28 protein-coding genes and 1 pseudogene are annotated in these 25,622 nt (G+C 63.8%); 12 read left to right on the top strand and 17 right to left on the bottom strand.

Features of this window, described 5'->3' with window-relative positions:
- Positions 1 to 98: 98 nt before the first annotated feature.
- Together VFA60_06905 and VFA60_06900 are read left to right on the top strand one after the other, a co-directional pair.
- On the top strand, positions 99 to 992 hold the full coding sequence (locus VFA60_06905; GenBank protein HZQ91503.1) for an MBL fold metallo-hydrolase: 894 nt from the start codon (positions 99 to 101) through the stop codon (positions 990 to 992).
- 188 nt (positions 993 to 1,180) lie between these two features.
- Positions 1,181 to 1,456: a DUF4242 domain-containing protein gene (locus VFA60_06900; protein ID HZQ91502.1), complete on the top strand. Its 276-nt coding sequence runs from the start codon at positions 1,181 to 1,183 to the stop codon at positions 1,454 to 1,456.
- A gap of 20 nt (positions 1,457 to 1,476) precedes the next feature.
- On the opposite strand, the gene VFA60_06895 is transcribed toward VFA60_06900, so the two are convergent.
- Positions 1,477 to 2,721, bottom strand: coding sequence for a tRNA-dihydrouridine synthase (locus VFA60_06895; protein HZQ91501.1), 1,245 nt, complete (start codon positions 2,719 to 2,721; stop codon positions 1,477 to 1,479).
- A 195-nt stretch (positions 2,722 to 2,916) separates the two neighbouring features.
- Entirely contained in the window at positions 2,917 to 3,153 is a 237-nt protein-coding gene (rpmE, locus tag VFA60_06890) for a 50S ribosomal protein L31 (GenBank protein HZQ91500.1), read from the bottom strand.
- 221 nt (positions 3,154 to 3,374) lie between these two features.
- On the opposite strand from rpmE, the gene VFA60_06885 reads away from it, so the two are divergent.
- Positions 3,375 to 4,292: a cytochrome c gene (locus VFA60_06885; protein HZQ91499.1), complete on the top strand. Its 918-nt coding sequence runs from the start codon at positions 3,375 to 3,377 to the stop codon at positions 4,290 to 4,292.
- A 139-nt stretch (positions 4,293 to 4,431) separates the two neighbouring features.
- On the opposite strand, the gene VFA60_06880 is transcribed toward VFA60_06885, so the two are convergent.
- Positions 4,432 to 4,797 carry an HU family DNA-binding protein gene (locus tag VFA60_06880; GenBank protein ID HZQ91498.1) on the bottom strand — a complete coding sequence of 122 codons (366 nt, stop codon included), beginning with the start codon at positions 4,795 to 4,797 and terminating at the stop codon, positions 4,432 to 4,434.
- A 184-nt stretch (positions 4,798 to 4,981) separates the two neighbouring features.
- Between VFA60_06880 and VFA60_06875 the strand changes: the two genes are divergently transcribed.
- On the top strand, positions 4,982 to 5,182 hold the full coding sequence (locus VFA60_06875) for a cold-shock protein (protein HZQ91497.1): 201 nt from the start codon (positions 4,982 to 4,984) through the stop codon (positions 5,180 to 5,182).
- A gap of 139 nt (positions 5,183 to 5,321) precedes the next feature.
- Here VFA60_06875 and mnmE read toward each other — a convergent pair whose 3' ends face one another.
- The 8 genes and pseudogenes from mnmE to rpmH form a co-directional block, all read right to left on the bottom strand.
- Positions 5,322 to 6,974 (bottom strand): tRNA uridine-5-carboxymethylaminomethyl(34) synthesis GTPase MnmE, encoded by a 1,653-nt coding sequence (mnmE, locus tag VFA60_06870; protein HZQ91496.1) that lies wholly within the window; start codon positions 6,972 to 6,974, stop codon positions 5,322 to 5,324.
- A 249-nt stretch (positions 6,975 to 7,223) separates the two neighbouring features.
- Positions 7,224 to 7,631: a peptide-methionine (R)-S-oxide reductase MsrB gene (gene msrB / locus VFA60_06865; GenBank protein HZQ91495.1), complete on the bottom strand. Its 408-nt coding sequence runs from the start codon at positions 7,629 to 7,631 to the stop codon at positions 7,224 to 7,226.
- 68 nt (positions 7,632 to 7,699) lie between these two features.
- The gene (locus VFA60_06860) at positions 7,700 to 8,545 is read right to left on the bottom strand and encodes a DUF1003 domain-containing protein (GenBank protein ID HZQ91494.1); all 846 of its coding nucleotides are present in this window, start codon (positions 8,543 to 8,545) and stop codon (positions 7,700 to 7,702) included.
- Between the two features lie 150 nt (positions 8,546 to 8,695).
- On the bottom strand, positions 8,696 to 9,238 hold the full coding sequence (locus VFA60_06855) for a R3H domain-containing nucleic acid-binding protein (GenBank protein ID HZQ91493.1): 543 nt from the start codon (positions 9,236 to 9,238) through the stop codon (positions 8,696 to 8,698).
- A 92-nt stretch (positions 9,239 to 9,330) separates the two neighbouring features.
- On the bottom strand, positions 9,331 to 11,115 hold the full coding sequence (gene yidC, locus VFA60_06850) for a membrane protein insertase YidC (protein ID HZQ91492.1): 1,785 nt from the start codon (positions 11,113 to 11,115) through the stop codon (positions 9,331 to 9,333).
- A 117-nt stretch (positions 11,116 to 11,232) separates the two neighbouring features.
- A pseudogene (gene yidD / locus VFA60_06845) lies at positions 11,233 to 11,439 on the bottom strand (membrane protein insertion efficiency factor YidD).
- Entirely contained in the window at positions 11,436 to 11,906 is a 471-nt protein-coding gene (gene rnpA / locus VFA60_06840; protein ID HZQ91491.1) for a ribonuclease P protein component, read from the bottom strand. The pseudogene yidD and the gene rnpA overlap by 4 nt, the downstream one beginning before the upstream one ends.
- A gap of 72 nt (positions 11,907 to 11,978) precedes the next feature.
- A complete protein-coding gene (gene rpmH, locus VFA60_06835; GenBank protein HZQ91490.1) occupies positions 11,979 to 12,134 on the bottom strand; it encodes a 50S ribosomal protein L34 in 156 nt (51 codons plus the stop codon).
- A 194-nt stretch (positions 12,135 to 12,328) separates the two neighbouring features.
- Here rpmH and VFA60_06830 point away from each other — a divergent pair, with 194 nt between their 5' ends.
- Both VFA60_06830 and dnaA read left to right on the top strand, forming a co-directional pair.
- Positions 12,329 to 12,574 (top strand): hypothetical protein, encoded by a 246-nt coding sequence (locus tag VFA60_06830; protein HZQ91489.1) that lies wholly within the window; start codon positions 12,329 to 12,331, stop codon positions 12,572 to 12,574.
- Between the two features lie 451 nt (positions 12,575 to 13,025).
- Positions 13,026 to 14,411, top strand: a complete 1,386-nt coding sequence (dnaA, locus tag VFA60_06825; protein ID HZQ91488.1) for a chromosomal replication initiator protein DnaA — start codon at positions 13,026 to 13,028, stop codon at positions 14,409 to 14,411.
- 173 nt (positions 14,412 to 14,584) lie between these two features.
- Here dnaA and VFA60_06820 read toward each other — a convergent pair whose 3' ends face one another.
- Together VFA60_06820 and VFA60_06815 are read right to left on the bottom strand one after the other, a co-directional pair.
- Positions 14,585 to 14,881, bottom strand: a complete 297-nt coding sequence (locus VFA60_06820; protein HZQ91487.1) for a hypothetical protein — start codon at positions 14,879 to 14,881, stop codon at positions 14,585 to 14,587.
- 76 nt (positions 14,882 to 14,957) lie between these two features.
- Positions 14,958 to 15,329, bottom strand: a complete 372-nt coding sequence (locus tag VFA60_06815) for a hypothetical protein (GenBank protein HZQ91486.1) — start codon at positions 15,327 to 15,329, stop codon at positions 14,958 to 14,960.
- Between the two features lie 480 nt (positions 15,330 to 15,809).
- On the opposite strand from VFA60_06815, the gene dnaN reads away from it, so the two are divergent.
- Positions 15,810 to 16,925, top strand: coding sequence for a DNA polymerase III subunit beta (gene dnaN / locus VFA60_06810; GenBank protein HZQ91485.1), 1,116 nt, complete (start codon positions 15,810 to 15,812; stop codon positions 16,923 to 16,925).
- 9 nt (positions 16,926 to 16,934) lie between these two features.
- On the opposite strand, the gene VFA60_06805 is transcribed toward dnaN, so the two are convergent.
- The gene (locus VFA60_06805; protein ID HZQ91484.1) at positions 16,935 to 17,261 is read right to left on the bottom strand and encodes a retropepsin-like aspartic protease; all 327 of its coding nucleotides are present in this window, start codon (positions 17,259 to 17,261) and stop codon (positions 16,935 to 16,937) included.
- Positions 17,262 to 17,388: 127 nt separating this feature from the next.
- Positions 17,389 to 17,616 (bottom strand): hypothetical protein, encoded by a 228-nt coding sequence (locus VFA60_06800; protein ID HZQ91483.1) that lies wholly within the window; start codon positions 17,614 to 17,616, stop codon positions 17,389 to 17,391.
- Between the two features lie 573 nt (positions 17,617 to 18,189).
- Between VFA60_06800 and VFA60_06795 the strand changes: the two genes are divergently transcribed.
- The gene (locus VFA60_06795) at positions 18,190 to 18,870 is read left to right on the top strand and encodes a hypothetical protein (GenBank protein HZQ91482.1); all 681 of its coding nucleotides are present in this window, start codon (positions 18,190 to 18,192) and stop codon (positions 18,868 to 18,870) included.
- Between the two features lie 22 nt (positions 18,871 to 18,892).
- Here VFA60_06795 and VFA60_06790 read toward each other — a convergent pair whose 3' ends face one another.
- Positions 18,893 to 20,038: a YCF48-related protein gene (locus VFA60_06790; protein ID HZQ91481.1), complete on the bottom strand. Its 1,146-nt coding sequence runs from the start codon at positions 20,036 to 20,038 to the stop codon at positions 18,893 to 18,895.
- 277 nt (positions 20,039 to 20,315) lie between these two features.
- On the opposite strand from VFA60_06790, the gene VFA60_06785 reads away from it, so the two are divergent.
- The 4 genes from VFA60_06785 (at position 20,316) to VFA60_06770 (ending at position 25,458) form a co-directional block, all read left to right on the top strand.
- Positions 20,316 to 20,582, top strand: coding sequence for a hypothetical protein (locus VFA60_06785; protein ID HZQ91480.1), 267 nt, complete (start codon positions 20,316 to 20,318; stop codon positions 20,580 to 20,582).
- A 308-nt stretch (positions 20,583 to 20,890) separates the two neighbouring features.
- Positions 20,891 to 21,298 (top strand): large conductance mechanosensitive channel protein MscL, encoded by a 408-nt coding sequence (gene mscL, locus VFA60_06780; protein ID HZQ91479.1) that lies wholly within the window; start codon positions 20,891 to 20,893, stop codon positions 21,296 to 21,298.
- Between the two features lie 431 nt (positions 21,299 to 21,729).
- Positions 21,730 to 24,366, top strand: a complete 2,637-nt coding sequence (gyrB, locus tag VFA60_06775) for a DNA topoisomerase (ATP-hydrolyzing) subunit B (GenBank protein HZQ91478.1) — start codon at positions 21,730 to 21,732, stop codon at positions 24,364 to 24,366.
- A gap of 225 nt (positions 24,367 to 24,591) precedes the next feature.
- Positions 24,592 to 25,458: an ATP-binding cassette domain-containing protein gene (locus VFA60_06770; GenBank protein HZQ91477.1), complete on the top strand. Its 867-nt coding sequence runs from the start codon at positions 24,592 to 24,594 to the stop codon at positions 25,456 to 25,458.
- Here the strand turns inward: VFA60_06770 and VFA60_06765 are convergent.
- The gene (locus VFA60_06765; GenBank protein HZQ91476.1) at positions 25,455 to 25,616 is read right to left on the bottom strand and encodes a hypothetical protein; all 162 of its coding nucleotides are present in this window, start codon (positions 25,614 to 25,616) and stop codon (positions 25,455 to 25,457) included. The two genes, VFA60_06770 and VFA60_06765, sit on opposite strands and share 4 nt — an antisense overlap.
- Positions 25,617 to 25,622 lie beyond the last annotated feature (6 nt).

The following is a 25,622-nucleotide window of genomic DNA, read 5'->3' as shown; positions in this document are numbered from 1 at the left end:
GCGCGCAAGAACGCGCGCTTCGGGATGACGTCACGAGGGTAAGAAACTTGGGTTGAGCTGATCCGCGTTCATCCGCATGAGTCCGCGGTAAGGTTTTTATGGCTGATTCAGTGACCACGCTGCCCGCGCCGCATCCCAAGTCGGACTTCATACAGCCCACCACGCGTTCGCTGGGCGACTTTGAGCTGACCGTTCTCTCCGACGGCAACTACTACCTCGATGGCGGCGGTCTGTTTGGCGTGGTGCCCAAGCCGCTGTGGGAGCGGCGCATGGGCGCCGACGCGCGCAACCGCGTTGCCGTCGGGATGAACTCGCTGCTGGTCCGCACCGGCAAGCACAACGTGCTGATCGAAACCGGCGCGGGCGACAAGCTCAATGACAAGCAGCGCGCCATCTGGGAAACCGAAGCGCGCCTCATGTCGAGCCTGGAGCGCGCAAAGATCGATCCAGGCGACATTGACGTCGTTATCAACACGCACCTGCACTTCGACCACTCCGGCTGGAACACGCTGCGCAGGGGCGACCGCATTGTGCCGGCGTTTCCCAGGGCGAAGTACTACGTGCAGGAAGGCGAGCTGCGGCACGCGCGGCTGCAGCACGTGCGTGATCGGGTGAGCTATCTCACCGACAACTACGACCCGCTGGTCGAATCCGGGCAGATGCACCTGCTGCACGGCGACAGCGACATTGTGCCCGGCGTCTCGGTGAAGGTCTTCCCCGGACACACGCGCAATCTTCAGGCGGTGGTGATACGCAGCAACAACCAGCGCGCCTGTTATATCTCCGACCTGATTCCGACCACCGCGCACCTTGATCCTACCTGGGTGATGGCCTTCGACCTGTTTCCGCTGGAGACGATCGAGAGCCGCAAGCGCTTTTACGAACACGCCGTGCCGGAGAAATGGCTGGTGGTGTTTACCCACGATCCCAAAACACCGTGGGCGTTCGTCGAGACGGGCGACAAGGGGAAATATGAGGCGCGGCTGGGGTAGCGCCGCAAGAATCCCCACCCCATCTTGAGTGGGGCGCCGGCAACTTTCAGCTGTGGCTGAGCGTTGGACGCGCGGCTAAGAAAACTGGAACGTTCGTCAACCGATTCACGCCCGGGATGGCGCTGGCCGCATCTTCTCGCCCGCGTCTTCATCCTGAAGTAGTCACTATTCCCTGCAAGGAGTCAGCAATGCCCAAATTTGTGATTGAGCGCGATATTCCCGGCGTCGGCAATCTTTGTCCGGAGGAGGTAGTTGCGGCGGCACAGAAATCGTGCAGCGTGCTGCGCAAGCTCGGCCCCAGCATTCAGTGGGTGCACAGTTACCGCACGGCCGACAAGCTGTACTGCATCTATATTGCCGCCAACGAAAGCGAGATCCGGCAGCACGCGGCCGAGTCGGGCTTCCCGGCGAACAAGGTGAGCCGCGTGGTCAGCATCGTGGACCCTACCTCGGCGGAAAAGTAGAGTGGATCTTGACCACGGATTCACGCGGACAACACGGATTCAGGCGTGCCTGGCCGGTGTTCATCCGCGTGCATCCGTGGTGAGTCCTGCAATTGCAGTTCCCTCTCGAAGAACTGCTCCACGCGGTGGAGGATTTCGCGCTCGGTCTTGGCCTCGTACACGGCCTTGCGCAGGGCGCTGCCGTTGGCCACGCCGTGCGTGAACCACGACGCGAACTGCTTCATCTTGCCGGCGGCGCCGGGCATCCCCTCTTCGATCAGCATCGAGAAGTACGTGCGGATCATCTGGTAGCGGTCGGCGTCGGTGGGCTTGTCGTACAGCGCGCCGCTGGCGTGCCGGCGGGCGAGGGCGCCCGTCGCTGCATCGTGTGAAGCGGTACTGGCGCCATCGGCGTGCTGCGCGATCCGGCGCTCGCGGTAGTCCGCGATTTGTCGAAAGATCCATGGGTTCGACGCGGCGGTGCGGCCGATCATGACGGCGTCGCAGCCGGTCGAAGCGAACATCGAAGCGGCGTCTTCGGGCGAGCGGATGTCGCCGTTGCCGATCACGGGAATCTTCACCGCGTCCTTGACCGCGGCAATCCACTCCCAGCGCGCGTTGCCGCTGTAGCCCTGCTCGCGCGTGCGGGCGTGCAGCGCGACCGCGGCCAGGCCGCAGTCTTCGGCGATGCGCGCCAGCTCCACGCAAACAATTTCCTTCTCGCTCCAGCCGGCGCGGAACTTCACGGTGAAGGGAATCGTCACCGCGGCGCGGACCTTTTCGAAAATCGCGCGAATGAGCGGCAGGTCGCGCAGCAGGCCCGAGCCGCCGTTGCACTTCACCACCTTCTTCGCCGGGCAGCCCAGGTTCAGGTCCACCAGGTCGAAGCCCAGGTCCTGCACCAAGCGGGCGGCGTCGGCAAGCACCTGTGGATCGGAGCCGAACAACTGCGCCGAAATGGGATGCTCGTCCTCGTAAAAGTGCAGGTAGCGGTCGAGCATGCGCTGGTTGCGGTGGTCGCGCGCGCGCAGTACGCCGTCGGCCGAGGTGAACTCGGTCATGATCAGGCCGCAACCGGAGTCGGCCGCGCTGACCAGGCGGTCCGCGCCCGGGCGCAGGCTGGTGTTGCGGATGAAGCGGCGGAAGACGGTGTCGGTAACGCCGGCCATGGGCGCGAGAACGGTCGGAGGCGCAATGCGCACCGCGCCGATCTGGACGGACGAGGGCATCGGCGCCGGGAATTCAGGCGCGCTGCGGTCAGCCGGAGTGTCCCAGAACTTGCGCATCGGGCTTTTATTCTAGCGTGTGGTACCGAGCGATGGCCTTGATTAGGACATCCCGAACGAGGTGAGGGAGCCCTGCCTGACCTGGAATGCTCAGGTGAGGGTAGGGTTCCCTCGTCGCTGCACTCCTCGGGACAAACCTAGAAAAACAAAAGCCTCCGTCGCCGGAGGCTTTTCAGAACTTCGAAGTCGCCAAGCCTACTTCTTCGCCGTCTCGCCGGCCTTGGCAGGCTCGTTTTTGGCGTACTTGCGGCGGAAGCGCTCGATGCGGCCGGCGGTGTCCAGCAGTTTCTGCTTACCGGTGAAAAACGGGTGGCAGTTGGAGCAGATTTCCACGTGGATGTCGCCCTTGTGGGTCGAGCGGGTCATGAACGAGTTGCCGCAGGCGCAGTGCACGCGCACTTCGTTGTATGCGGGATGGATGGCTGCCTTCATAAAGCTTCAACGCACCTTTCGCAAAATGTTTATTTTACAAGCAGGGGTGAACGTTGGCAAACTGCGGGCCGCGCCGCGTTCCAGCGTGCGCGCCGGCGGACGACAACACCGCCGCCGGCAAGCATCGAAAGAAAAACTGCTTTCCTGGAGGCTTGCGGATGCGGTTCCGGACCCAAGGACCAAAAACTGCCGTTCTTGCCCTGCTGACTGCCTGCCTTTCGATGCCGCTTGCGGCGCAAAAGACTCAAGCGGCCGCCGGGCCGAAGTCCGCGAAGCTGACACGCGGACGATATCTGGTGGAGAACGTGCTGGTCTGCCACTACTGCCACTCAAAGGTGGACTGGCATTCGCCCGAGGGCGGGCTCCCGATTGCGGGCACGAACTTGGGCGGCAACCGTTTTCCGCTGGAGAATTTTCCGTTTCCGCTGGTCGCGCCCAATGTTTCGGCGGACAAAACAACCGGGGCGGGCGCCTGGAGCGATGCGCAACTGGCCAACGCCATCCGCAACGGCATCGGACACGACGGGCGCGTGCTGTTTCCCGTGATGCCATTCATGCAGTACCGCAGCATGTCTGACGCCGACCTGGCGGCGGTGATCGCCTACGTACGCTCGCTGCCCGCGGTGAAGAACGATCCCGGCAAATCGCAGTTGCCGCCGCCGGTGGCGGCATCGCTAAAAGCGCCGCCGCGCGTCGAGCATGTTCCCGTTCCGGACCTCTCGAATCCCGTGAAACGCGGCGAGTACCTGGCGACGCTGGCCGATTGCGTGGGCTGCCACACGCCGGTGGACGAACAAGGCGTTCCCCTGCCCGGGCTCGACTTCAGCGGCGGACAGTGGTTCAAGGGTCCCTGGGGCGAGGTGGCCAGCGCCAACATCACGCCCGATGCTTCCGGGATTTCCTACTACACCGAAAAGACGTTCGTGACCGCGCTGCGCACCGGCCATGTGGGCGCGCGCAGGCTGAGCACAATCATGCCGTGGGGGCTCTTCAAGGGGATGACCGACCAGGACCTGAAGAGCATTTACGCTTATCTGAAGACGGTGAAGCCGATTCAGCACCGCGTGGACAACACCGAGCCGGTCGCCTACTGCAAGATTTGCCGCGCGAAACACGGCGGCGGAGAGTTGAACCACTGAATAGGGAAGAGTGGATAGCGGACAGGCAGCGCATCGCCGCTGCCAGAAGACAACAGCGGCAGGCGCGCAGCCTGCCGCTCAATTCTTTTCGGGGGTTACTGCAACCAACCTATGGATGCCTGAACGAACCTTGGTCGGACTATTTCCGGTTCACCGCCTTCTTCAGCTCGACACCGGGAGTGAACTTTGCCACCTTGCGGGCGGCGATCTTGATCACCGACCCGGTCTGAGGATTGCGCCCGTTGCGGGCCCTTCGTTGCGAAACCGAGAAGGTCCCAAATCCAACCAGCGCCACCCGCTCGCCTTTCTTGAGCGCTCCGGTAATGCTGCCCACCAAGGACTCGACGGCGGCAGATGCCTGCGTCTTGGTGATGCCCGAAGCGGAGGAGATCCGGTCAATGAGGTCTGCTTTGTTCATTGTGTCTCCAACGCGGAGTGACCCGCGGGCAGTATTAGGCCCCGGGCCCGAGGGCGTGTCAAGACAACGAAGGTTTTGGCCGAAGATGGCGCTTGGCGCGGATTCCCGGCCCTGGGGCCCGCATTGTCCTTGCTTTGAGGGGCTGCTCTGCTTTATCCTGCGCGGCTCGAGTTCGATCGAAGCATTTGTAGCGGTACCCGCTTACCAGCGTTACCTGCCTGCAGTCACTCCGATCCCTCGGCAATTCACCTGGAAGGAAAGCCTGACTCACATGGAACAAGGAACCGTGAAGTGGTTTAACGATGCCAAGGGCTACGGGTTTATCAGCCGCAGCAACGGCGAAGACGTCTTCGTGCACTACTCGGCGATTCAGACTGAAGGTTTCCGCAGCCTGAAGGAAGGCCAGGCGGTGCAGTTCAACCTGATCAAAGGCCCCAAGGGCTGGCAGGCGGAGAACGTGCAGGCGGTCTAACTTCGGCTGACGTGGTACCCCAGGGCGGCGCAAGCCGCCCTTTTTTCTTGAAGAACATTCACGGCAGGGCGCGGAGGTGGCAGAGATTTTCGGAAAAGGTTCTTCTCTGCGTTCTCTGCGCCGGTGCGGTGAAACGTTCTTACTTACCGATGCAGAAGCTGCTGAAGATCAGGTTCAGGATGTCGTCCGCCGTGGTGGCGCCGGTGAGGGCGTCGAGCGGGCGCAGCGCGGCGTAGAGATCGATCAGCAGCATCTCGTGGGGCGTGGCGTTGCTGACTGCGGCAGAGGCGGCGTCGAGTGCTTTGAGCGAATCGCGCACCAACCCTTGGTGGCGCGCGCTGGTGAGGAACCCGGACTCGCTTTGCGCGCCGTTGGGGCCGCCGATCGCCTCAAGAATAGCGGCGCGCAGTTCGGCGATGCCTTCGCCGGTGAGGGCGGAAGTGCGCACCACGGCGGGACCGCCAGCCTCCTGGTTGATCGCAGAGACGGCCATCTGAAGCAGGTCTGTCCTGGAACGGTCAGGTTGGCGCTCGAAGTCGGTGAGCATCGCCCGGTCGATGCCAATCGCGCCCAGTCCCACGGCTCGGTCACCGGTGGCCATCGAGGCAAGAAGCTCCGACGGAATCTCGGGCAGCTTGTACTGTAGATCGGACTTGTTGAATACCAGGATGCGCGGCCGGCCCTCGGTGCGCTGCAAGAGTCTATTGTTTTCTTCGATCGGGACCGGCGGCCGCAACGGATCGTGACTGGCATCCTGCGCCATCTCCGCGATCATGCCGAACCAGTCCATCACCACCAGCACCAGGTCCGCATCGGCCAGCGCCTCGAGCGACTTGCGAATGCCGATGCTTTCGACCTCATCCGCCGACTCGCGCAGGCCGGCCGTGTCCACCAGGCGCACGGGGATGCCGCCCAGCGACACGGTTTCGGTCACCAGGTCGCGCGTGGTGCCGGGCGTGGCGGTCACGATGGCGCGCTCGCGCTCCACCAGGCGGTTGAACAGGCTGCTCTTGCCGACATTGGGGCGGCCCACAATGGCCAGCGTCAGCCCTTCGTGCACGACTTTTCCATAAGTGAACGACGCCGCCAGCTCCTCCAGCGGCGCGCGCACGGAGGCGATGCGCGAGCTGATTTCGTGCGCCGGCAGGACGGCAACGTCGTCTTCGGCGAAGTCCACGCCGGCTTCGAGCGCCGCGATCAGGTCCACCAGCCTTTGCTTGACCGGCGCGATGCGGTGCGCCAGCGCGCCCTCCAGTTGTTGGGCCGCCACCTTGGCCTGGTAAAGCGTTTGCGACTCGATCAGGTCGCGCACCGCCTCGGCCTGCGTCAGGTCCATGCGGCCGTTGAGGAAGGCGCGCATGGTGAATTCGCCCGGCTCGGCCAGCCGCGCGCCGCGCTCCAGGGCCAGCTCCACGATGTGCCGCAGGACGACGGGCGAGCCGTGCGCGGAGATTTCGACCACGTCATCGGCGGTATAGGAGTGCGGCGCCTGGAAGAAGGTGACGACCACGTCGTCAAGGCGCTCGCCGGGCCGGAAGGCGGCCGTCGGTCCCTGGTCGTCGGTCGCCGGCAAAGCATTCGTGGATGCGTTCTGGCCGACGACCGAAGGGCGCAGATTAACGGCCGGCTCTATCAATTCCCCGACGACCGCTCGCCCCGGCTCCAGCTCGCGTGGCAGGCGCAGCATGGGCGCGGCAATCGCGCGCGCTTCCGGACCGGAGAGGCGCACCACGCCGATGCCGCCGCGGCCGGCGGGCGTGGAGATGGCGACTATGGTGTCGTCGGTATGCATGCGAACGGCCAGCCGCCGGGGGGACGCTGAGGGCGCAGAGGATTCTAAATAATTACGGGCTCCAGGCCGCGGTGTGCCCTGCCCACGGTCCGTGGGTGGTGCGGGGCGGACTCCATAGATCCTGGGCCCGCAAAGAACGCGGGCTCAGCATGGCCCCTCATTTGATTTTGGAACAACCCATCTCTCTGAATTTGATTTTTGGGACAGCTCTCTCGGTGAATGTCGAACGGCTCCTCCGCGTCCTTGCGGCTATCTCTTGTCGTCCTTCGGCTCGAGTCTTAGCGCCGCCGAGTTGACGCAGTAGCGCATGCCGGTGGGGCGCGGGCCGTCGGGGAAGACGTGCCCCAGGTGCGCGTCGCAGCGGCTGCACAACACTTCCGTGCGGCGCATGCCGAAGCTGGAGTCGCTCTCGGTGGCCACGCTCTCCTCGCTCAGCGGCTGATAGAAGCTGGGCCATCCGCTGCCGGAGTGGAACTTGGTGTCGGAGCTGAAAAGCGGCTGGCCGCAGCACACGCACAGGTACGTTCCCGCGTCTTCGTTGTCGCAGTACTCGCCGGTGAAAGGCGCCTCAGTGCCTTTCTTCCGGGTGACGCGGTACTGCTCGGGGGTGAGCTGCGCCCGCCAGTCGGCGTCGGGCTTGGTGATTTTTTCGGACATGCAGAAATTGTATCGCCGGGGCCGCTCCCTGGCGCGGCTCGGATGCCCGGCGGGAAGCGGACAGCGGTTCAGTTCCCGCTGCTGCCGCCGCGCTTGTCCTTGTAGATGGCCAGCCGCACTTCCTCATAAATGCGGTCGAGCTTGTTGTGGAGTTGCGCAACCTCGAGCTCGGCCTTCAGGTTGACTTCATAGTCCAGGTCGGCCTTCAGGCGGTCCTTGGCCGACTGGCGGTTCTGGCTCATCATGATGACCGGCGCCTGCAGCGCGGCCAGCATGGAGAGAAACAGGTTCAGCAGGATATAGGGATAGGGATCGAAGGCCTTTTCCAGAAGGATGAACGTGTTCACGCCGGTCCAGGCTACGAGTAGGACGGCGAACGAAATGATGAACGTCCATGAGCCGCCGAAGGCGGCCACCTTGTCGGCCACGCGCTGGCCGAAGGTGAGCATCTCTTCTTCTTCCACGTTGGGGTTGCGCGAGACGCGCGTGCGCAGCAGCTCGTCGGTGGAGCGCAGGCGGCGTCCCATGATGGTGAGCAGGTCAAGCGCCACGTGCGGATGCTTCTGCACCAGCTCGAGCAGGCGGTCGCGGTCGAGGGTGAGGCACTCGGTGTCTTCGATGGCCACGGCGCTGGCGGTCCTGGGGCCGCCGTCGAGCAGGGAGATCTCGCCAAAGACATCGCCGCGCTCGTTTTCCCCGAGGATGACTTTCTCGCCGGTGGTGCTGGTGACGAACACCTGCACGCGGCCGCTGCGCACCATATAGATGGTGTCGCCCGGGTCGCCGAAGTCGAAGATGGTTTCGCCCTGGGTGAACTTGGTCGTCTCCAGCAGTTCGGCCAGGGTGGCGCGCTCATCATTGTCGATCAGGGAAAAAATCGGCACTTCGGCAAGAATGGCGATGTCGGTTGACAAATCAGACCTCCGCGGGAGGCAACAGTGCGCCTGAGATTATGGGCGGGACCGACGGCATTGCAAAATCAAAAATGAAAAATGCCAAATGGGGCCTGGCGGGCGACGGCCCCTCCAAGGCCTTAATTTTGCATTCTCAATCTTGACTTGGGTTCAGCGCCGTCCCCGTGGCCGGCTCATGATGGCCGACTGCTGGCGCGGCTTGTAGTCCTTGGGCAGGACGACCACGTGGCGGTCGCCGCCTTCGCCCGTGCTCTCGGTCTTCAGCTCGGGAAAGTCGCGCAGCGCCAGATGGACCACGCGGCGCTCGCGCGAGGTCATGGGACCGAATTCATAGGGCATGCCGGTCTTGCGGACGCGTTCGGCGGCCACGCCGGCGGCGGTGCGCAACTCTTCCAGCCGCTGCGCGCGGAAGTTCATGCAATCGAAACTGACCTTGTCGTGCTCGTCCTGGGGAAGGTGCAGCATCTGCTGGGCCAGGTGCTCGAGCGAACGCAGAAGCTCGGCGCCGCGTTCCAGCATGAGCGGGCTGTCGGGCCCGGCCAGCTCAACCACGATCGCCGGACGCTCCCAGTCGCGGTCCTCGGGCAAGGGCGGATCCACCGTGATGCGGTACTTCAGCTTGAAGCCCCCGTGCCGTATGGCGCTCTTCAGCAGCTCTTCGATCTTGCGGGCGGCGGCGACTTTGTCGGCCATGGGCATAAGCTTGGGATTATAGCGAGTTGCCAGTACTCAGTTGCCAGTTGTTAGAAGCGGAACTGGGAACTGGCAACCGGCGACTGGCAACTTCACTTCTTCTTCTTCGCCGCCCTCTTCTCCATCTCTTCGCGCATTTCGCGGCCAAAGGCGGTCTTGTTGATGCCGTATTGCTGCGCGATGGCCAGCAGATTGCCGATCGTCCAGTAGAGGCCGAGTCCGGCGGCCAGGTTCCAGCTGATGGCGCCGATCATGACCGGCATCATCAGGTTCATCATCTTCTGCTGCACCGGGTCCATGCCGGCCTGCGGCGTCAGCTTCTGCACGAAGAACATGGTGAGGATGATGCCGATCGGCAGAATGTGCCACGGATCGGGCGACGACAGGTCGCGCACCCATATCCAGCTGGCGTGCCGCAGCTCGATCGCCACGCCCAGCATGCTGTAGAAGGCGATGAGGAACGGCATCTGCAGCAGCAGCGGCAGGCAGCCGCCGGCGGGATTCACCCCGTGCTGCTTGTAGAGGTCGGCCACCTCTTTGTTCATCTCCGCGCGGCGCGGATCGCGCACCGAGTACTTCTTGTACTTCTCCTGGATGGCCTTGATCTGCGGCTGGATCTTCTGCATCTTCAGCGCCGACTTCATGCTGGTGATGCGCAGCGGCATGAGCGCGACGTTGATGATGATGGTGAGCAGCACGATCGCCCATCCCCAGTTGGGAACGAAGTGCTGTTGCGTCCACTTCAGCCACAGGAAGAGCGGCCGCGCCAGCCATCCGAACCACTTGCCGAAGTCAACCAGGCGCTCCAGGTCGGGGCCGCTGTTCGGACCCGCCGGGCCGGTGGAGCGCACCGACTTGAGCACGTCCACCGACTTCGGCCCGACGAAGAAGCGTCCGGCGGTCACGCCGCGGCGATCGCCGGCCGCCATGCCGGCCACTTCTTCCTTCACCGTGCCCGCGCCGGGGTTCTTCGGGTCCTTGGGAAGGGTGATGGTGCGGCGCAAGGTTACGAGCGCGGCGGAATCGGGCGCGTCGGGAAGGAACACGGCGGCAAAGTACTGGTCGGTGGCGCCGGCCCAGTGGAACGGGCCCGGGATCGTGTTCCCGCCGGAAACCTTCTTCAGCGGCACGCGCTCTTCGCGGTCGGCGTTCTGGTAAACGATCGCCGCAAGGCCATAGGCCGTCGGCGAGGTCTGGTCGCCGAAGCCCGCCGGCCACGCCGGGTACGCCTGCACGGCAGCGCCATTCTGCGTGACCGATACCTCCGCGCGAACCACGTAGGTGTGGTCGAAGCTGAAGGTCTTGCGCGCCTGGAGCGCGCCGTCGGCGTACTCGAAGCTGATGGCGGCTGGGGCGGTTTTCGTGCCGCTTTCGCTGGCGACGTAGAGCGCCGTGTTCAACCGGCCGCGCAGCCCTTCGTCATACGTCCAGAGCGAGAGCGGACAGCCGTACTGCGGCGCGGCGAGCGGGTGGACCAGGTCGAGCGGTTTGCCCTGGTCATCCTCGTATTTCTTCAGCACCCACGACTTCACCTGCGCGCCGCGATTGGTGAAGACGATGCGGTACAGGTCGTTCTCGATGACGGTTTCCGATTCCGTCGCGGCCTGCTTCACGGCAACCGGCGGCGGCGCCGCAGGTTTCCTCTCCGCGGAGGCGCGCACCGGACCCGGCGCGGTGATGGCGCCGGCTTCCGGCGCCGGCGCAGGGGCAGCCGCGGTTTCCGTGGCAGCGGACTTTTCCGGCGCTGCGCCCTGCTGCTGCCTGGCGTAGCGCGAGATGAGCGGCTGCATCAGCGCCAGAAAAACAAACGTCAGCGCAAACGCGAGCAGAACGCGCTTCTCGGTGCCGGGATCGGGAGGTGGACCGGGCTGGTGCAATTAAGTTCTCAGTTCTCGGTTGTCGGTTCTCAGGATAGTTCTCAGTTCGCGGTCCTCGGTTCTCAGCCCGATGCCGTGCCGGTTTGCTGAGAACGGCGAACGGAGAACTGAGAACCGGGGTACTGGGTCATGGCCGCCGCGCACGAACGGATGGCAGCGCAACAGGCGCCATAGCGCCAGCGCTCCGCCGCGCAACACACCGTGGCGCTCGAGCGCTTCAGCGGCATATTCGGAGCACGTGGGCACGTAGCGGCAGGCGGGTGGAAGCAGCGGCGACACCATCCGCTTGTAGATCCGCAACAGGCGGGCGAGGGCATGCTTCATGCGCGCGGCCTCGGCAATTTGCTGGATTTTCCGCTGGCGACGGCGCGCAGCGCGTCGGCCACTTCGCGCGAAAGCTCGGCGAAGGGCGCGTTGAGCGCTGACTTTTTCGGGTTGATGACCACGTCCACCGGCGCGCGCAGCAGCGAGCGGTTCAGCCGCACCGCTTCGCGCAGACGCCGCCGGATGCGGTTGCGCGCCACGGCGCCGCCGAGCACGCGGCCCACGGTGAATCCGAAGCGCGCGCCCGCAGGCGCGCATGGGTCCGCCGCGCGCGGCAGCCAGAACAGCGTAAGGTTCGCGGAAAAATGCCGGCGGCCCTTCCGGTACACCGCGTCGAAGTCCGCCCGGCGCAGCAGGCGCGCCCTGCGGGGAAACCTCAGGCCAAAGTCCTGCTCGGGCTCCGGCGCCGGGCCGGAGTCGGGCGGAAGGATGTGAAACGGGGGAGCTTCCACGGTGAGAATTTCCATCGAGCGGTCTTTCGTGCGGAACTCCCACCCTTCGCCAAAACACGGCGAAGGCTGGGGCGCCCAAAGCGCTGCTTACTCGCGGAAGCCGGGCTTTACCGAGACGCGCTTGCGTCCCTTGGCGCGGCGGCGCGACAGCACCGCGCGGCCGCTCTTGGTCTTCATGCGACTGCGAAATCCGTGCGTCTTCGAGCGGCGACGCCGGTTAGGCTGGAACGTGCGCTTGGGCATGCGAAAACTGCGCTCCTCGTATCAGAAATCCACAAGAATGCCGGGACAAGAGTTTAAGTATAGCAAACAGGGGCGGCGTGGACCGCTCAGCGGTCATGGTGGTCCGACCGCCATCGCGAGACGAACCTGAAATAGAAACGGTGCGCCCCCGGCCGGCTGCACCAGAAACGGTGCATCCGTTTTATAATCGCCGCATGGCCCGCGGTTGGGAGAGCAAGTCGGTCGAGTCGCAGCAGGACGAGGCGCAGCAGAAGCCCGCCGTCGACGGCCAGCGCCAGCTCACACCCGAAGAGCAGCAGCGCGCCCGCCAGCGGCAGAACCTGGAACTGGCCCGCAGCAACACCCTCCAGCAGATCGAGGCCTCGCGCGATCCCCGCTATACCGAGCTGCTGAACAAGACGCTCGCCGACCTGGACGCGCGCATCGCCAAGCTGCGGTAAGTTGCGCTTCCACCCCAGAGGCGCAGAGAAAACAGTTTTCTTGGCCGACTTCGTCTCTTGCGGCGCGCGGTGAATACGGTTTCTTGGTGTCTCTGTGGTGGACGTTTCTTTTCGTTACACGCCTGCACCATCTTTGCGTCGTTACAACTCTGCTACTTGACATCTAGCGTCCGGCGGCGTTCAACTGTCCGCCGCTTCGCAGCAAATGCATTGCGAGATTTTCCCGGCGGAGAAAATTTCGTGCTAGTATCGCCAGAGTTGATTGGAGTTACGGTTTCCGTACAGTTCGGTCGCAAGCGTAGTCTGGAAATCTAAGGTTCTGCGCCGTTCGGCGCAGGTTCAATCGAGGAAGCAGGGGATTCGCACAATCCGGGTGGAAGCGCCCGGTCGTATTTTTTTTTATTTGCTACGAGCTGCCCGGGCACTGGACGAGGCGGCCGAAGAATTGGCTATGTCATTTTCCTCAAGCGCCGCCTCCGCGCCGAACCCGTGGGTCCGCATCCTCGACGCGCTGGAAAAGAAAATCAACCGCCACTCCTACGAGACCTGGCTGAAGCCCACGCGCTACAGCCACAGCAAGGGCGGCATCCTGTACATCCGCGTCCCCACGGCTGAGTTCCGCCACATCGGGGAGAAATACGCCGACCTGATCCAGGAAGCGATCGAAAACCTGGCGCTGGAATTCAATGACGTGGAGTTCGTCACGCCCGACGAGGAGCCGCAGCCGGCTGCGTCGCGACTGGCGCCCGGCGAGACGCCGCTGCGCCACGATGGCGGCTTCGCTCCCGGCTCGCAGGCGCGCTTCGACTGGGAGACGGCGGCGCAACTTAACCCGCGCTACACCTTCGACGCGTTCGTGATCGGCGCCGGCAACCAGTTTGCGCACGCGGCGGCGCGGGCCGTGGCCGAGCAGCCGTCGAAGGCCTACAACCCGCTCTTCCTGTACGGCGGTGTGGGCATGGGCAAGACGCACCTCATGCAGGCCATCGGGCACGAAGTGAAGCGCCGGCTGCCGCAGGCCAGCATCTGCTACGTATCGAGCGAGAAGTTCACCAATGAGATGATCAACTCGCTGCGCTACGACAAGATGACCAGCTTCCGCGACCGCTTCCGCAACGTGGACCTGCTGCTGGTTGACGACATCCAGTTCCTCGCCCACAAGGAGCGCACCCAGGAAGAGTTCTTCCACACCTTCAACGCCCTGCACGAGAGCATGAAGCAGATCGTGATCGCCAGCGACCGCCCGCCCAAGGAGCTGGCCGAGATCGAAGACCGCCTGCGCTCGCGCTTTGAGTGGGGGCTGATCGCCGACATCCAGCCGCCCGACCTGGAGACCAAGGTCGCGATCCTGCAGAAGAAGGCGGACTCGGAGCGCGTGGCGCTGCCCACCGACGTGGCGCTCTACATCGCGTCGAACATTCGCTCGAACGTGCGCGAACTGGAGGGCGCGCTGATCCGCCTGGTCGCCTACGCTTCGCTCACCGGCGCCACCATCAACTTAATGACGGCGCAGCAGGTGCTGAAGAACTTTATCGACGCGCAGACGCGCCGCGTGACCATCGAGAACATTCAGAAGACGGTGGCCGAGCAGTTCGGCCTGCGCGTGGTGGAGATCAAGGCGAAGAACAACTCGCGGCCCATCGTCTTCCCGCGCCAGATCGCCATGTACCTGTCGAAGCACCTCACCGACCACTCGCTGCCTGAGATCGGGCGCCAGTTCGGCGGCAAACACCACACTACCGTGCTCCACTCGGTGGAGAAGATCGAAGAGCAGCGCAAGGGCGACAAGGACCTGAACCGCCTTCTGAACAAGCTGACCGAGACGCTGACCGGCTGAAGGCGTACCCACCGCGGAGACCCAGGGAGCGCAAACGAATCTGCGCTCTTTCTGTTTCTGCGCGCGTATGATTTCCTTCTGACGCCGTGCTTGCCGCCGGCTCCAGACTCGGCCGCTACGAAGTCCTTGCCACCGCCGGCTCCTGAAAAAGTGATCGGCGCGTCGCCGCCCTTTCACGGCTCCTGCCGCGCCAGCGCCTCCAGCAGCCACTCCTGAAATTGCTCCTCCCTCTCGGAGCGGTCCAGCAGCTTGGGATTTTCTTCGTCGGTCGCCAGGCACCAGGTACCGTCGTCATCGCGCTCCAGGCGGAAGCGCTGGCCCATGGTGGCCAGCTTGACGGCGGCCGGCAGCCTTCGCCGCGGCACATAGGAAATGTCCAGCCAGTCCTGGGCCGCCTGCGAGAGGTGTGCTTCGATGAAACTCCTCAGCAAAATGATTTCGTCTTTCTCCAGATCAATCGTGCGCTGCATAACGCCTCCCCTGCTGCAATCTGGTTGACCATGTTGCGCCGCGGAACCGCGGCGCAGACCAATCGATCCGGCCGGCTTAGGAGAGCGGTGGCCCGCGCGTGGCGCGGACGGCCGCGCGATGCCCGTGGGCAGGGACGATCGGCGCCAAAATGGGGGCCGTACTGCCGCGTGGTGTGTGGGAAATGGCAGGCGCGGTTGCCACCGCCGGAACGGAGTGTTGCGCTCCGGGGGTCCAGTTGCGAAGCGAATCGGAGCGGTCTTCCATTGCCGTTGAGGCAGCCTGCAGGTCGTCGCTGATGGAAACAGCGGGGAACAACACCAACAGCGCGCAGGCCAGCGTCAGCAGGCCGGACCAGAGGCTCGTTCCCTTCAACCTCTCGGTCCGCGGCCAAAGCCACAACGCGGCCGCGGCGATGCAAACCCATACCAAGTTGAGCGTAAGTTCCATGCCTTCCGCCGGGATACTGACTTAGAAGCTGCTGGCCAGGCTGCGGATGGCAGCGTTTAAATTCAACTCACGCCGGCGCTTGCGGAGCATACACTGTCAAGCCCTGTGCGGATCGGGCTCCAGTTTTCCGCAAGCGCACGCTCGGTTCGCGCCGCCGGAGCAGCGGTTTGGGACCGCATTTCCACCAAATCGCGCTTGTGGGTAATTGCAAATCGCGTCCCGCGTGTGGAGGCTGCGGAACTCTGGACCGCAACCGGGAAACCGCATCCACGTTTTTCCCGCGGACGGAAGTTTCAGACGCTTTCCCCGAAGTCGTTTGTTGGCGCATCCGGCGGCGCTGGTGCGTGTGCTGTCCCTGATTTCCACATCTCCTCAGCGCCTACTGCTTCTGTTGGTATTTATCTGCATTTGAATTTGATATAAGTTAAAGCGTTCGCAACCAGCCAGGCGTAGGCCATAGCAATCGCTCGGGGGTAGGTCATGGAGATTTCCGTAAGCAAAGCCGATCTGCTCAGGGAACTCACGGCGACGCAGGGCGTGGTGGAGCGCAAGACCACCATCCCCATCCTGTCAAATTTCCTGTTCGAGGCCGCGGGCGACAAGCTCGCCATCACCGCCACCGACCTCGACCTCAGCCTGCGCACGTCCTGCCCCGCCAGGGTGAAGAAGGAAGGCTCCTGCACCATCCCGGCGCGCAAGCTGTACGACTACGTCAAACTGCTGCCCGAGGGTGAAATCTCCATCAAGCTGCTGGAGAACCACTGGGTGCAGATCCGCAGCGGCCGGTCGAACACCAAGATGGTCGGAATGGCGCGTGCCAATTTCCCCAGCCTGCCAAACTTCCCGGCCGCCGATGTGGTGAAGATTCCCGCCGGCGTGCTGCGCACTATGATCGCCAAGACCATCTTCGCGATATCGAACGAAGAGTCGCGCTACACGCTGAACGGCGCGCTGATGGTGCTCAAGCCCGAGTCCATCACCATGGTCGCGACCGACGGCCACCGCCTGGCGCACATCGAGGGCACGGCGAAGTTCGAAGGCGTCTCGGGCGAGATGAAGACGCTCGTCCCCAAGAAAGCCATGGCGGAGCTGAATTCGCTGCTCCAGGCCGACGGACTGGAAATCGTTGAGTTTGCCAAGGACGAGTCCACGCTCTTCTTCCGCGCCGGCGGACGCCTCCTGACCTCGCGCCAGCTCACCGGCCAGTTCCCCAATTACGAAGCCGTGCTGCCGCGCGATAACACCAAATCCGTCACCGTGCGTTGTGAAGACATTGCCGGCGCCATCCAGCGCGTGGCCCAGTTCGCCGACGAGCGCTCCGGCGCCATTCGCCTCAAGCTCGACAAAGACGAGATCAAGATTTCCTCTTCAAGCACCGAAACCGGCGAATCGGAAGACTCGATCGAGACCGTGTACAAGGCCGACCCGCTGGTGATCGGATTCAACTCCGCCTATCTGCTCGACTTCCTGAAGGCGTCGAGCTCCGGCGAGGTGCGCTTCGAGTTCAAAGACCCGCAGTCCGCCGGCCAGATGCGCCCCGAAGACGCCGCCGGCGACTACAAGTACCGCTACATCGTCATGCCGATGCGCATCTGAGGACTGGACCTACTCGTATTCGCTGATGGCCAACTCACCCGATGGACCGTCATATTCGAGGATCCATCGACGCAACAAGTCCCGGCCGATCAGGCATTCGATAGCGGGGTGATGCAGGTCAGCTTGGATGATTTCCATCGCTGGCCAGCTCGCGAGTGGACTCGGATCGAACAAGATTTGGGCGCTGTAGACTGGACCCTTTACCTCTCCGCCTCCAACCACAAAAATCCGATCCGTGTTTATCGCGACAAGCTTGCATCGAGCCGCTGCAGCGGGAGCGATCACTGTTCGTCGTGCACCCGTGTCGATCAGTGCTTTCACGGGTTGTGGGTCAATCAGTTCTACCCTGGCGTTCTGCCGCGCGCCGCTCCGGGACGGATGGCCCTATTCTGATGGGCAACTCGGGTCCGATCTCCATGAGGCGTCCCCGAAGCTGGGCAACGACATAACGGCGCATCGGGCTTCAGAAGATGGCGTAAACCGGATCTCGGTCGAAGATCTGCTTGACTAGACACTCCCCGATTGCGTACTTCGACAGGGCGGCTTCCAGCGCCTTGTCGAAGGTGGGGTAGAAGCCGACAACTTCAGTTCGTCGGATGACAACGTATTCCTGAGGATGGGCTAGCGCCCACGCAGCCCGGTGCGCACTGAACACTTTCAGTTCCGTCTGGAATACCCCCTGATTTGCCATGAGGTCCACTCCCGCCGCCGGGGATTATAACCTTGGTTGGTGTTGATATAATAACAATTTGTTATTACAACAACTGGTTCCATGGCCAAAAAGCGAACTCGCGAGGATGTCACTTTTGCAAAGGCGTTCACCGCCGCGCTAATGCGCAAGTGGGACCAGAGCAGGCGTGACGGCACCCACACCGATGAAACTTTTGCGCGCTCTGTCGGTATTGACCGATCAAGTCTTTACCAATACAGGCGAAGGCCGCAGGTGCCAAGTATTCGAACAGTCGCGATGGCACTTGAACATCATGGTATTGCAATACCTTATGATGTTACCGACTTGCGGCGAGTTCTCCCGCGTCGGCCGAGCCGTCGGGAATCGGCACAGCAACTGTCACTCCCGCTTAGGATTGAAGCGGTCGGCGACAACCGAGTGGCGTTCAGCGTTACAGGCGTAAGGCCTAGCAGGCTGGATTTCTCTTTGACCCTCGGGAAATCAAGCGGACGCCGGGGCGCCTAGCTCAAGAACTCCTGCTCATCGTAGCTGCGGCATGACTGCAAAGATCGGCGAGTAACCGTGCGGCCACCTGTGCTCTCATCTCTCATCGCAGCCCTAGCTCTCGCCCAAATAGCGACTACGCCCGCGCAGAAGGCTGCGCCTCCCGCCGCTCGCCCGCGTGTCCGCACCGTATCTCCCGAAGCGGGCGCCACCACGACCGGGCACACGTACACGAACCGCTACTTCGGATTCAGCTACACGACGCCGCAGAACTGGGTGTGGGCGGGCAACGAGGAGATGACGGCGATGCGCGAGTCAACCCGCCGCCAAACCGAGCAACTCCTCGGCGCCGAGCAGGGCCGCGCGGCCGTGAGCGGCTCGCACTTCCTGGCGCTGGCTACCTCCACGCCGGCGGGCGAGAGCGTGCTGGTGAGCGCCGAATCGCTCACGCAGTATCCGGAGGTTAAAACGGGCGCCGACTACCTGGCCAACATGCTGGACAACATGGGCGAGGCCTTCGAGCCGCTGGGCGACGTGCAGCAGGTGGCCCTGGCCGGCCGCGGATTCTGGCGCCAGCGCACCAGGCAGAAGGTGGGAGACGGATTCGTCTTCCACGCCCTCACCGTCACCGTGGTCAACCACCACGCCCTCAGCTTCGATTGCGTGGGCGTGAGCGAGGCGCAACTGGAAGAGGCGCTGGAGACGCTCGACTCGGTGAAGTTTTCTGCCCTGCCTGCCGGTCCGGTCCGCTCCGCCCCGAAGAAAAACTGACTCGTAGCAAACCCGACGCCGATTACGGCGTCGGGGTGCTGCTGAGCGCGGGGGCGTCGAGCATTCCCTTGGCAGTGTAGGCTGCCGGCACGATGCGATACCGGTAGGCCATGCCGTGCTCACCCACCACCATGCCAAAGTTCGCGCGCGGCAGGCTGGCGTCCCACGGCGTCGCCGGGAAGCGCTCTTGCCGGGTTGACCAGTGCTCGCCTCCGTCGGCGCTGAATCCCATGCGGCTGTAGTGGAATGCCCAGGCTGCGGCCTTGTCGGAGGAAAACGACATGCGCTCCCCGGGCGACGTCGCAATCGCCGTCCATGTCTGCCCGCCGTTGGTCGTCTTGTAGAGCTTGCCGGTGTCGGCCCCTCCCACCCGCAGGAAGCCGGTGTCGGCGTTGACGAAGTAAACGTCCTTCGGCCCGGGATGTTCGCCCACGATGTCGAGGGTCATCATCGTCCAGCTCGCACCGCCGTCGGTCGTCTTGGCCAGGAACAGGTTCTGGTCAGTCTCATCCGACTTGGCGGCGGCGTACCCCGTGCTGCCGGTGGGGAAACTCAGGGAGAGGAAATTACACTTCACGCTGCGCGCCAGGCCGTTGACCTGCGCGTTCGCCCGGCAGTGCGCCACCGGATTCCAGGTCTTGCCTGCATCCTGGGTGTAGTCAATGCTCTCGCCGCCCACGGCCACCCCGGTGGTCGGCGAACTGAAGTGATAGTCGGCAATATGCTCGGCGATCTTGCCCACCGGCAGCCAATGCTCTCCGTCGTCGGTGCGATACAGGTTCGACGCTTGGCCGGTGTGCTGCACGGCGAACCCGGTATGCCCGTCGAGGAAGCGCAGTTGCACGAAGGCGCGGTCGGCCGACTGCGGATCGCCCGCCTCCACCGTCCACGTCTTGCCCTGGTCGGCGGTGTGCAGAATCACGCCGCCCCGGATCTCGCTGGCGCCGCCCGCCGCCCAGCAGCTCTGCGGACCGGAGCAGTACACGCTCATCAGCTTCACGTCCTGGTCGTAGTTCACCGGTTCGAAGATGCCCTTGTACTTCGGCTTTTCCGCCGCAGCGGACGGCGCGCGCGTTCCCGCCGGACGGCGGGGACTGCGCGTTTGAGCAGCCGCGGTGAGAAGCAGGAATGCAGGAAGAAAACCGATCACGATGGCTCGACAACGCATGCTTTCACCCCCTGGGAAGATTGGCGCGGCCAGGGTGCTGTCGCGCGCCCGCGCACGTTAGCGCCGCCGCGCCGCCTTGTCAATTGCGCCGCCCTGCCCCGCCGGGCCGCCGGGGACGATCGCGGCCTCTGCCGCCCGGCGAGAGCCTGTGCCCGGTGCCGCGAGGGCTGGTCAGCTCGGGGCGGCGGTTTCCGTTACCCTCGCCCTCGCATCTGATCCCACAAACGCGGCTCGTCGTGCTCGATCTGGCGGCCGAAGCTCATTGAGGAGAAGCAGCATGGCAATCGAACGCCGCATTCGCAGCCGGGGTGAGAAAGAAGACCCCTTCACCGGCGCCATCGAGTCACAAACCGCAAAAATTCCCTCCAGCGGCTACCTTGGGGCCGCGCTTGCCTCCATGGGCGCTTCCGCCGTGCTCAAAATGATGGGACGCGACGACTGGGCCTTGTTCGTGGGCCAGTGGGCGCCCGCGTTTCTCATCATGGGCGTGTACAACAAAGTAGTGAAGCAGCACGGGTCCGGTGCGCTCAGCCGCGTTGCGTAAGCGGCTTCCCGCTTCCCGCTAAAGGAAACTGACGAGCAGCACTGCCGCCTATCAACTCAGCCCCTCGGCTGTGAGGCCGCAGGGGCTGAAGGCTGTGTGGCGAGTGCCGCTGCCGGTCGTGGGTCCGCGCCTCAGTCGCGCAGCTCCCTCGGCGCGATCCCAATGAAAGGAGTCGTTTTACGGAACGGCTGAAGCCGTGCCCTTTCAAACCGCCTGGAACTGACCCACTACCCGCCGCCGGCGCAAGTTGCCGACTCCGAGGCACAGGCGTAGAGTGTCGCCCGTCGAGGTTGGCAACGGAGGGCGCCATGTTCAAAGGCTTCAAGCAGTTCATCCTGCGCGGTAACGTAGTGGACCTGGCGGTGGCGGTGGTGATGGGCGCGGCCTTCGGCGCGGTGGTTGACGCCTTCGTGAAAGACCTGCTCACGCCGCTCATCTCGGCCATCTTCGGCAAACCGAACTTCGAATCACTCACGTTGACCGTGAACAACGCCACGTTCCTCTACGGCGCGTTCCTCAACGCGGTGATCTCGTTCCTGCTCATCGCCATCGCGGTGTACTTCTTCATCGTGACGCCGCTGAACGCGCTCACCGCTCGCATGAACCGCGGCGACGCGCCGCCCGACCCGACCACGAAAAAGTGTGCCGAGTGCCTGAGCGAAATTCCCATCGCCGCCAGGCGCTGCTCGCACTGCGCCCAGCCGGTCGCGGCGTAGCCGTAATCAAACCGCGGAGACGCTGAGGCGCGGAGGACCGCCTCAGATTCCGGGTTTTCGAAGGGGCGCGCAAAATGGAGATGGCCGCCATGGTTGCTGGACGAAAACGCAACTTCTTTCGTCGCGCATGTGACGTTCGGGTTCGACGGCCCAGGAGTGAGCCTCTGCGGTCCCGTAATTTCCGTCGACGTTTCGTACAGGCCAAGGCACTGATTTTCTCCGCGTCTCCGCGTCTCCGTGCCTCCGCGGTGAAGCTGTCACCGCCCCACTTCGGCCCCGAATGTGCTACAATAAGCAGTAATCGGGTACGGCCTAAGTGACTTATATATCAATGCTTTGAAGCACATCTAACCCGCCGCCGTCCAGCTCTCAAGCAGGCAGCGGTGCGGCGCGAAGTGTCTCCCAGCCAGGCCGAGCAGAAGTGGAGCCCAATGGCGACCAAGAATCTGGAAGCAGGCGCAGCCGTGGCGGAAGCCAAGCCGGAAAAATCCAAGAAAGCAGCCGTCAATAACGGTGGCAACGGCGACTACACCGCCGACTCCATCAAGGTCCTGGGCGGCATGGAAGCGGTGCGCAAGCGCCCGGCCATGTACATCGGCTCGACCGGCGAGATGGGTCTGCACCACCTGGTGTACGAAGTCGTGGACAACTCGGTTGACGAAGCGCTGGCCGGCTACGCCGACAAAATCGAAGTCACCATCCACATCGACAACTCCATCACCGTGATCGACAACGGCCGCGGCATCCCGGTGGACACGATGGACGTGGACGGCGAAAAGCTTCCCGCCGCCCAGGTCGTGATGACCAAGCTGCACGCCGGCGGAAAATTCGACACCTCCACCTACAAAGTTTCCGGCGGACTGCACGGCGTGGGCGTCTCGGTGGTCAACGCGCTCAGCTACCAGCTCGACCTGGAGATCTGGCGCGACGGACACACCTGGGTGCAGGAGTACTCCAAGGGCGAGCCCGCCACCAAGCTGAAGAAAGCCGGCACCACCAAGAAGCGCGGCACCAAGGTCCACTTCGTGCCCGACAAGGAAATCTTCACCACCGTCGAGTACAACTTCGACACGCTCTCGCAGCGCCTGCGCGAGCTGGCCTTCCTCAACAAGGGCCTGCTCATCACGCTCACCGACGAGCGCACCACCGACGCCAAGACCGGGGAAGCGAAAAAAGTCGAGTTCAAGTACACGGGCGGCATCGCCGAGTTCATCAAGCACCTGAACCGCGGCAAGAACGTGCTGCACGAAAAGCCCATCTACATGGAAGCCGAGCGCGACCAGGTCGCCATGGAGATCGCGCTGCAGTACAACGACGGCTACTCGGAAAACGTGTTCAGCTTCGCCAACAACATCAACACGGTGGACGGCGGCACGCACCTCTCCGGCTTCCGTACCGCGCTCACCCGCACCATCAACTACGCCGGCAAGCAGCTCGGGTCGTTCAAAGACGAAAAAGAAACGCTCACCGGCGACGACGTGCGCGAGGGCCTGGTAGCGGTGGTCAGCGTGAAGCTGCCGCAGCCGCAGTTCGAAGGCCAGACCAAGGGCAAGCTGAACTCCGATATCGCCGGCGTGGTGCAGGCATTCGTGAACGAGCGCCTGGGCGCCTACTTTGAGCAGAACCCGCCGGTGGCGCGCAAGATCATCAACAAGGCGATCGAAGCCGCCCGCGCGCGCGAGGCCGCGCGCAAGGCCCGCGACCTCACGCGCCGCAAAGGCGCGCTCGATGGCGGCGGACTCCCCGGCAAACTCGCCGACTGCTCCGAGCGCGATCCCAATCGCTGCGAGCTGTTTCTCGTCGAGGGCGAGAGCGCCGGCGGCACCGCCAAGCAGGGACGCGACCGCCGCTTCCAGGCCATCCTGCCGCTGAAGGGCAAGATCCTCAACGTCGAAAAAGCGCGCTACGACAAGATGCTCGGCCACGAGGAAATCCGCGCCATGATCACGGCGCTGGGCACCGGCATCGGCAAAGACGACTTCGATCTCGCCAAGCTCCGCTACGGCAAGGTCATTCTCATGACCGACGCCGACGTGGACGGCTCGCACATCCGCACGCTGTTGCTCACGTTCTTTTTCCGCCACATGGGCGAACTCATCAAACACGGCAACGTGTTCATCGCGCAGCCGCCGCTGTACTCCATCAAGAAGGGCAAGAGCGTGCAGTACATCAAGGACGACCGCGAGTTCGTGCGCGTGATGGTGAAGCGCGCCGCCGAGGGGCTGATCGTGCGCTACGGCGAAGGCGCCGCCAAGCTGGAAGGCGCGCAGCTCGCCAAGTTCATGACCACGCTGAACGAGTATCTGGGCTTCTTCGAAAAAGTTGACAAGCGCCTGCGCGACGAAAAAGTCACCGATCTGCTGCCTCGCCTGGACCTGGCCAAGCGCGCCGACTTCGAGAGCGATCCGAAAAATCCTCCGGCGAAGCTTCAGAAGCTCGAGAAGAAACTGAAAGCTCTGCAGAAAGAGCGCGAGTTCAAAGACGTGAAGCTCGAGTTCGAGTCCGAGCACAGCCTGTGGGAGGCCGTGTTCACCGACGCGCAGGGCGCGGTGCGCAAAATCAACTGGGCCCTGGCCGCCACGCCCGAGTACCGCCAGATGATGAGCAAGTTCAAGCAGATCGAGGCCTTCATGCAGCCTCCGTTCGTCATCGAAGCAGCCTTCCGGCCGGCCACTACCGCAACCAACGGCGACGGCGAAGAGCTCAGCGACGCCGAAAAGGCCGAACTGGAGAAGGCGGAGAAGAAGTCCGCCAGGGCGGCGCCGCGCCGCACCAGGGCCGCCATCGAAACGGTCGAGAAGACCAACGTCCGCGAGCTGTTCGACTACGTCCTGAACGAAGGGCGCAAGGAATACACCGTGCAGCGCTACAAAGGCCTGGGCGAGATGACCGCGCCGCAACTCTGGGAAACCACCATGGACCCGGAAAAGCGCACCCTGCTCTCGGTAAAAGCCGAAGACATCGAGGCCTGCGAAACCATCTTCACCACGCTCATGGGCGAAGACGTGGAATCACGCCGCAAGTTCATCGAAGAAAACGCGCTGGACGTGAAGAACCTGGACATCTAAGCAAGGGTTTCACCGCAGAGACGCAGGGGCCGCGGAGAGAATCTGCGGCCTTGTTCTTATTTCACCTCTTCGTCAGGGGTAGGCCGCCGTCGTCAGGGGTAGGCCGCCGTCCGCAGCCCACGTAGACGAAGCCTGCCGCCGGACGGCGAATGGCGCAGAAAAGTTCTTCTGCGGCCTTGTTTTTTCTCTGCGCCCTCCGCGTCCTCTGCGGTTAGTCTTTGACCCATGCCCCTGGTTGAAGTCCGCGACCTGGTGAAGGTCTACCCGCTGGGCGAGTCCCTCTTCGGCGCGCCCGCCAAGGGCGAAGTGCGCGCCGTGGACGGCGTATCGCTCGACATTGCCGCCGGCGAAACGCTGGGCCTGGTCGGGGAATCGGGCTCGGGCAAGAGCACGCTTGGGCGGCTGGTTTTGAGGCTGCTGGAACCCACCTCCGGAAGCATTCGCTTTGAAGACCGCGACGTGCTGCGCGCTTCCGGCAGCGACATGCGCCGCCTGCGCCGCGACATGCAGATCATCTTCCAGGACCCGTTCGCTTCCCTCGACCCGCGCATGCGCGTGCGCGACATCGTGGAGGAGCCGTTCGTGATTCACGGCGGCGATTCAGGTGAAACGCCGTCGCCGTCGCCGCCCTCCAACGCGGACGAGGGCGTCCGCGCCACGCAAATCCGGCGGGGAGTGCGCCGCAGCGGGCAGCGGGCAGCCGAACTTCTCCGCGCCGTCGGCCTCGACGCTTCCGCCCTCGAGCGCTATCCCCACGAATTCTCCGGCGGACAGCGCCAGCGCATCGGCATTGCGCGGGCGCTGGCGTTGCGGCCCAAGTTCATCGTGGCCGACGAGCCCGTCTCCGCGCTCGACGTCAGCGTGGGCGCGCAGATCGTGAACCTGCTGGCCAGGCTTCAGCGGGAGTTCGGGCTCACGTACCTGTTCATCTCGCACTCCATGCCGCTGGTGCGGTATCTCGCCACGCGCATCGCGGTGATGCACCGCGGGAAAATCGTGGAGACCGGCACGGCCGAAGAGATCACCTCGTCGCCGCGGCATCCTTACACGCAATCGTTGTTGAACGCGACGCCGGAGCTGCGCGCGGACTAGCGCTGCGGCTGTCCCGTGACCGGAGGCGGCGGACCCGGGATCGCGGGCTCCCGCTGCACCCACAGAATCGCGCTGAGCAGCAGCAGGGCGGCCAGCACGACCGCAAATAGAAACGTGAGCGAGCGCCGGCTACGGCCGACGTGAAACGGGGCCGCCATCTCACA

The organism is Terriglobales bacterium (genome assembly GCA_035651995.1).
Taxonomy (GTDB): domain Bacteria; phylum Acidobacteriota; class Terriglobia; order Terriglobales; family Acidobacteriaceae; genus DASRER01.
Note: the sequence above shows the minus strand (reverse complement) of the source record. Positions and strands in the feature narration are given on the sequence as shown.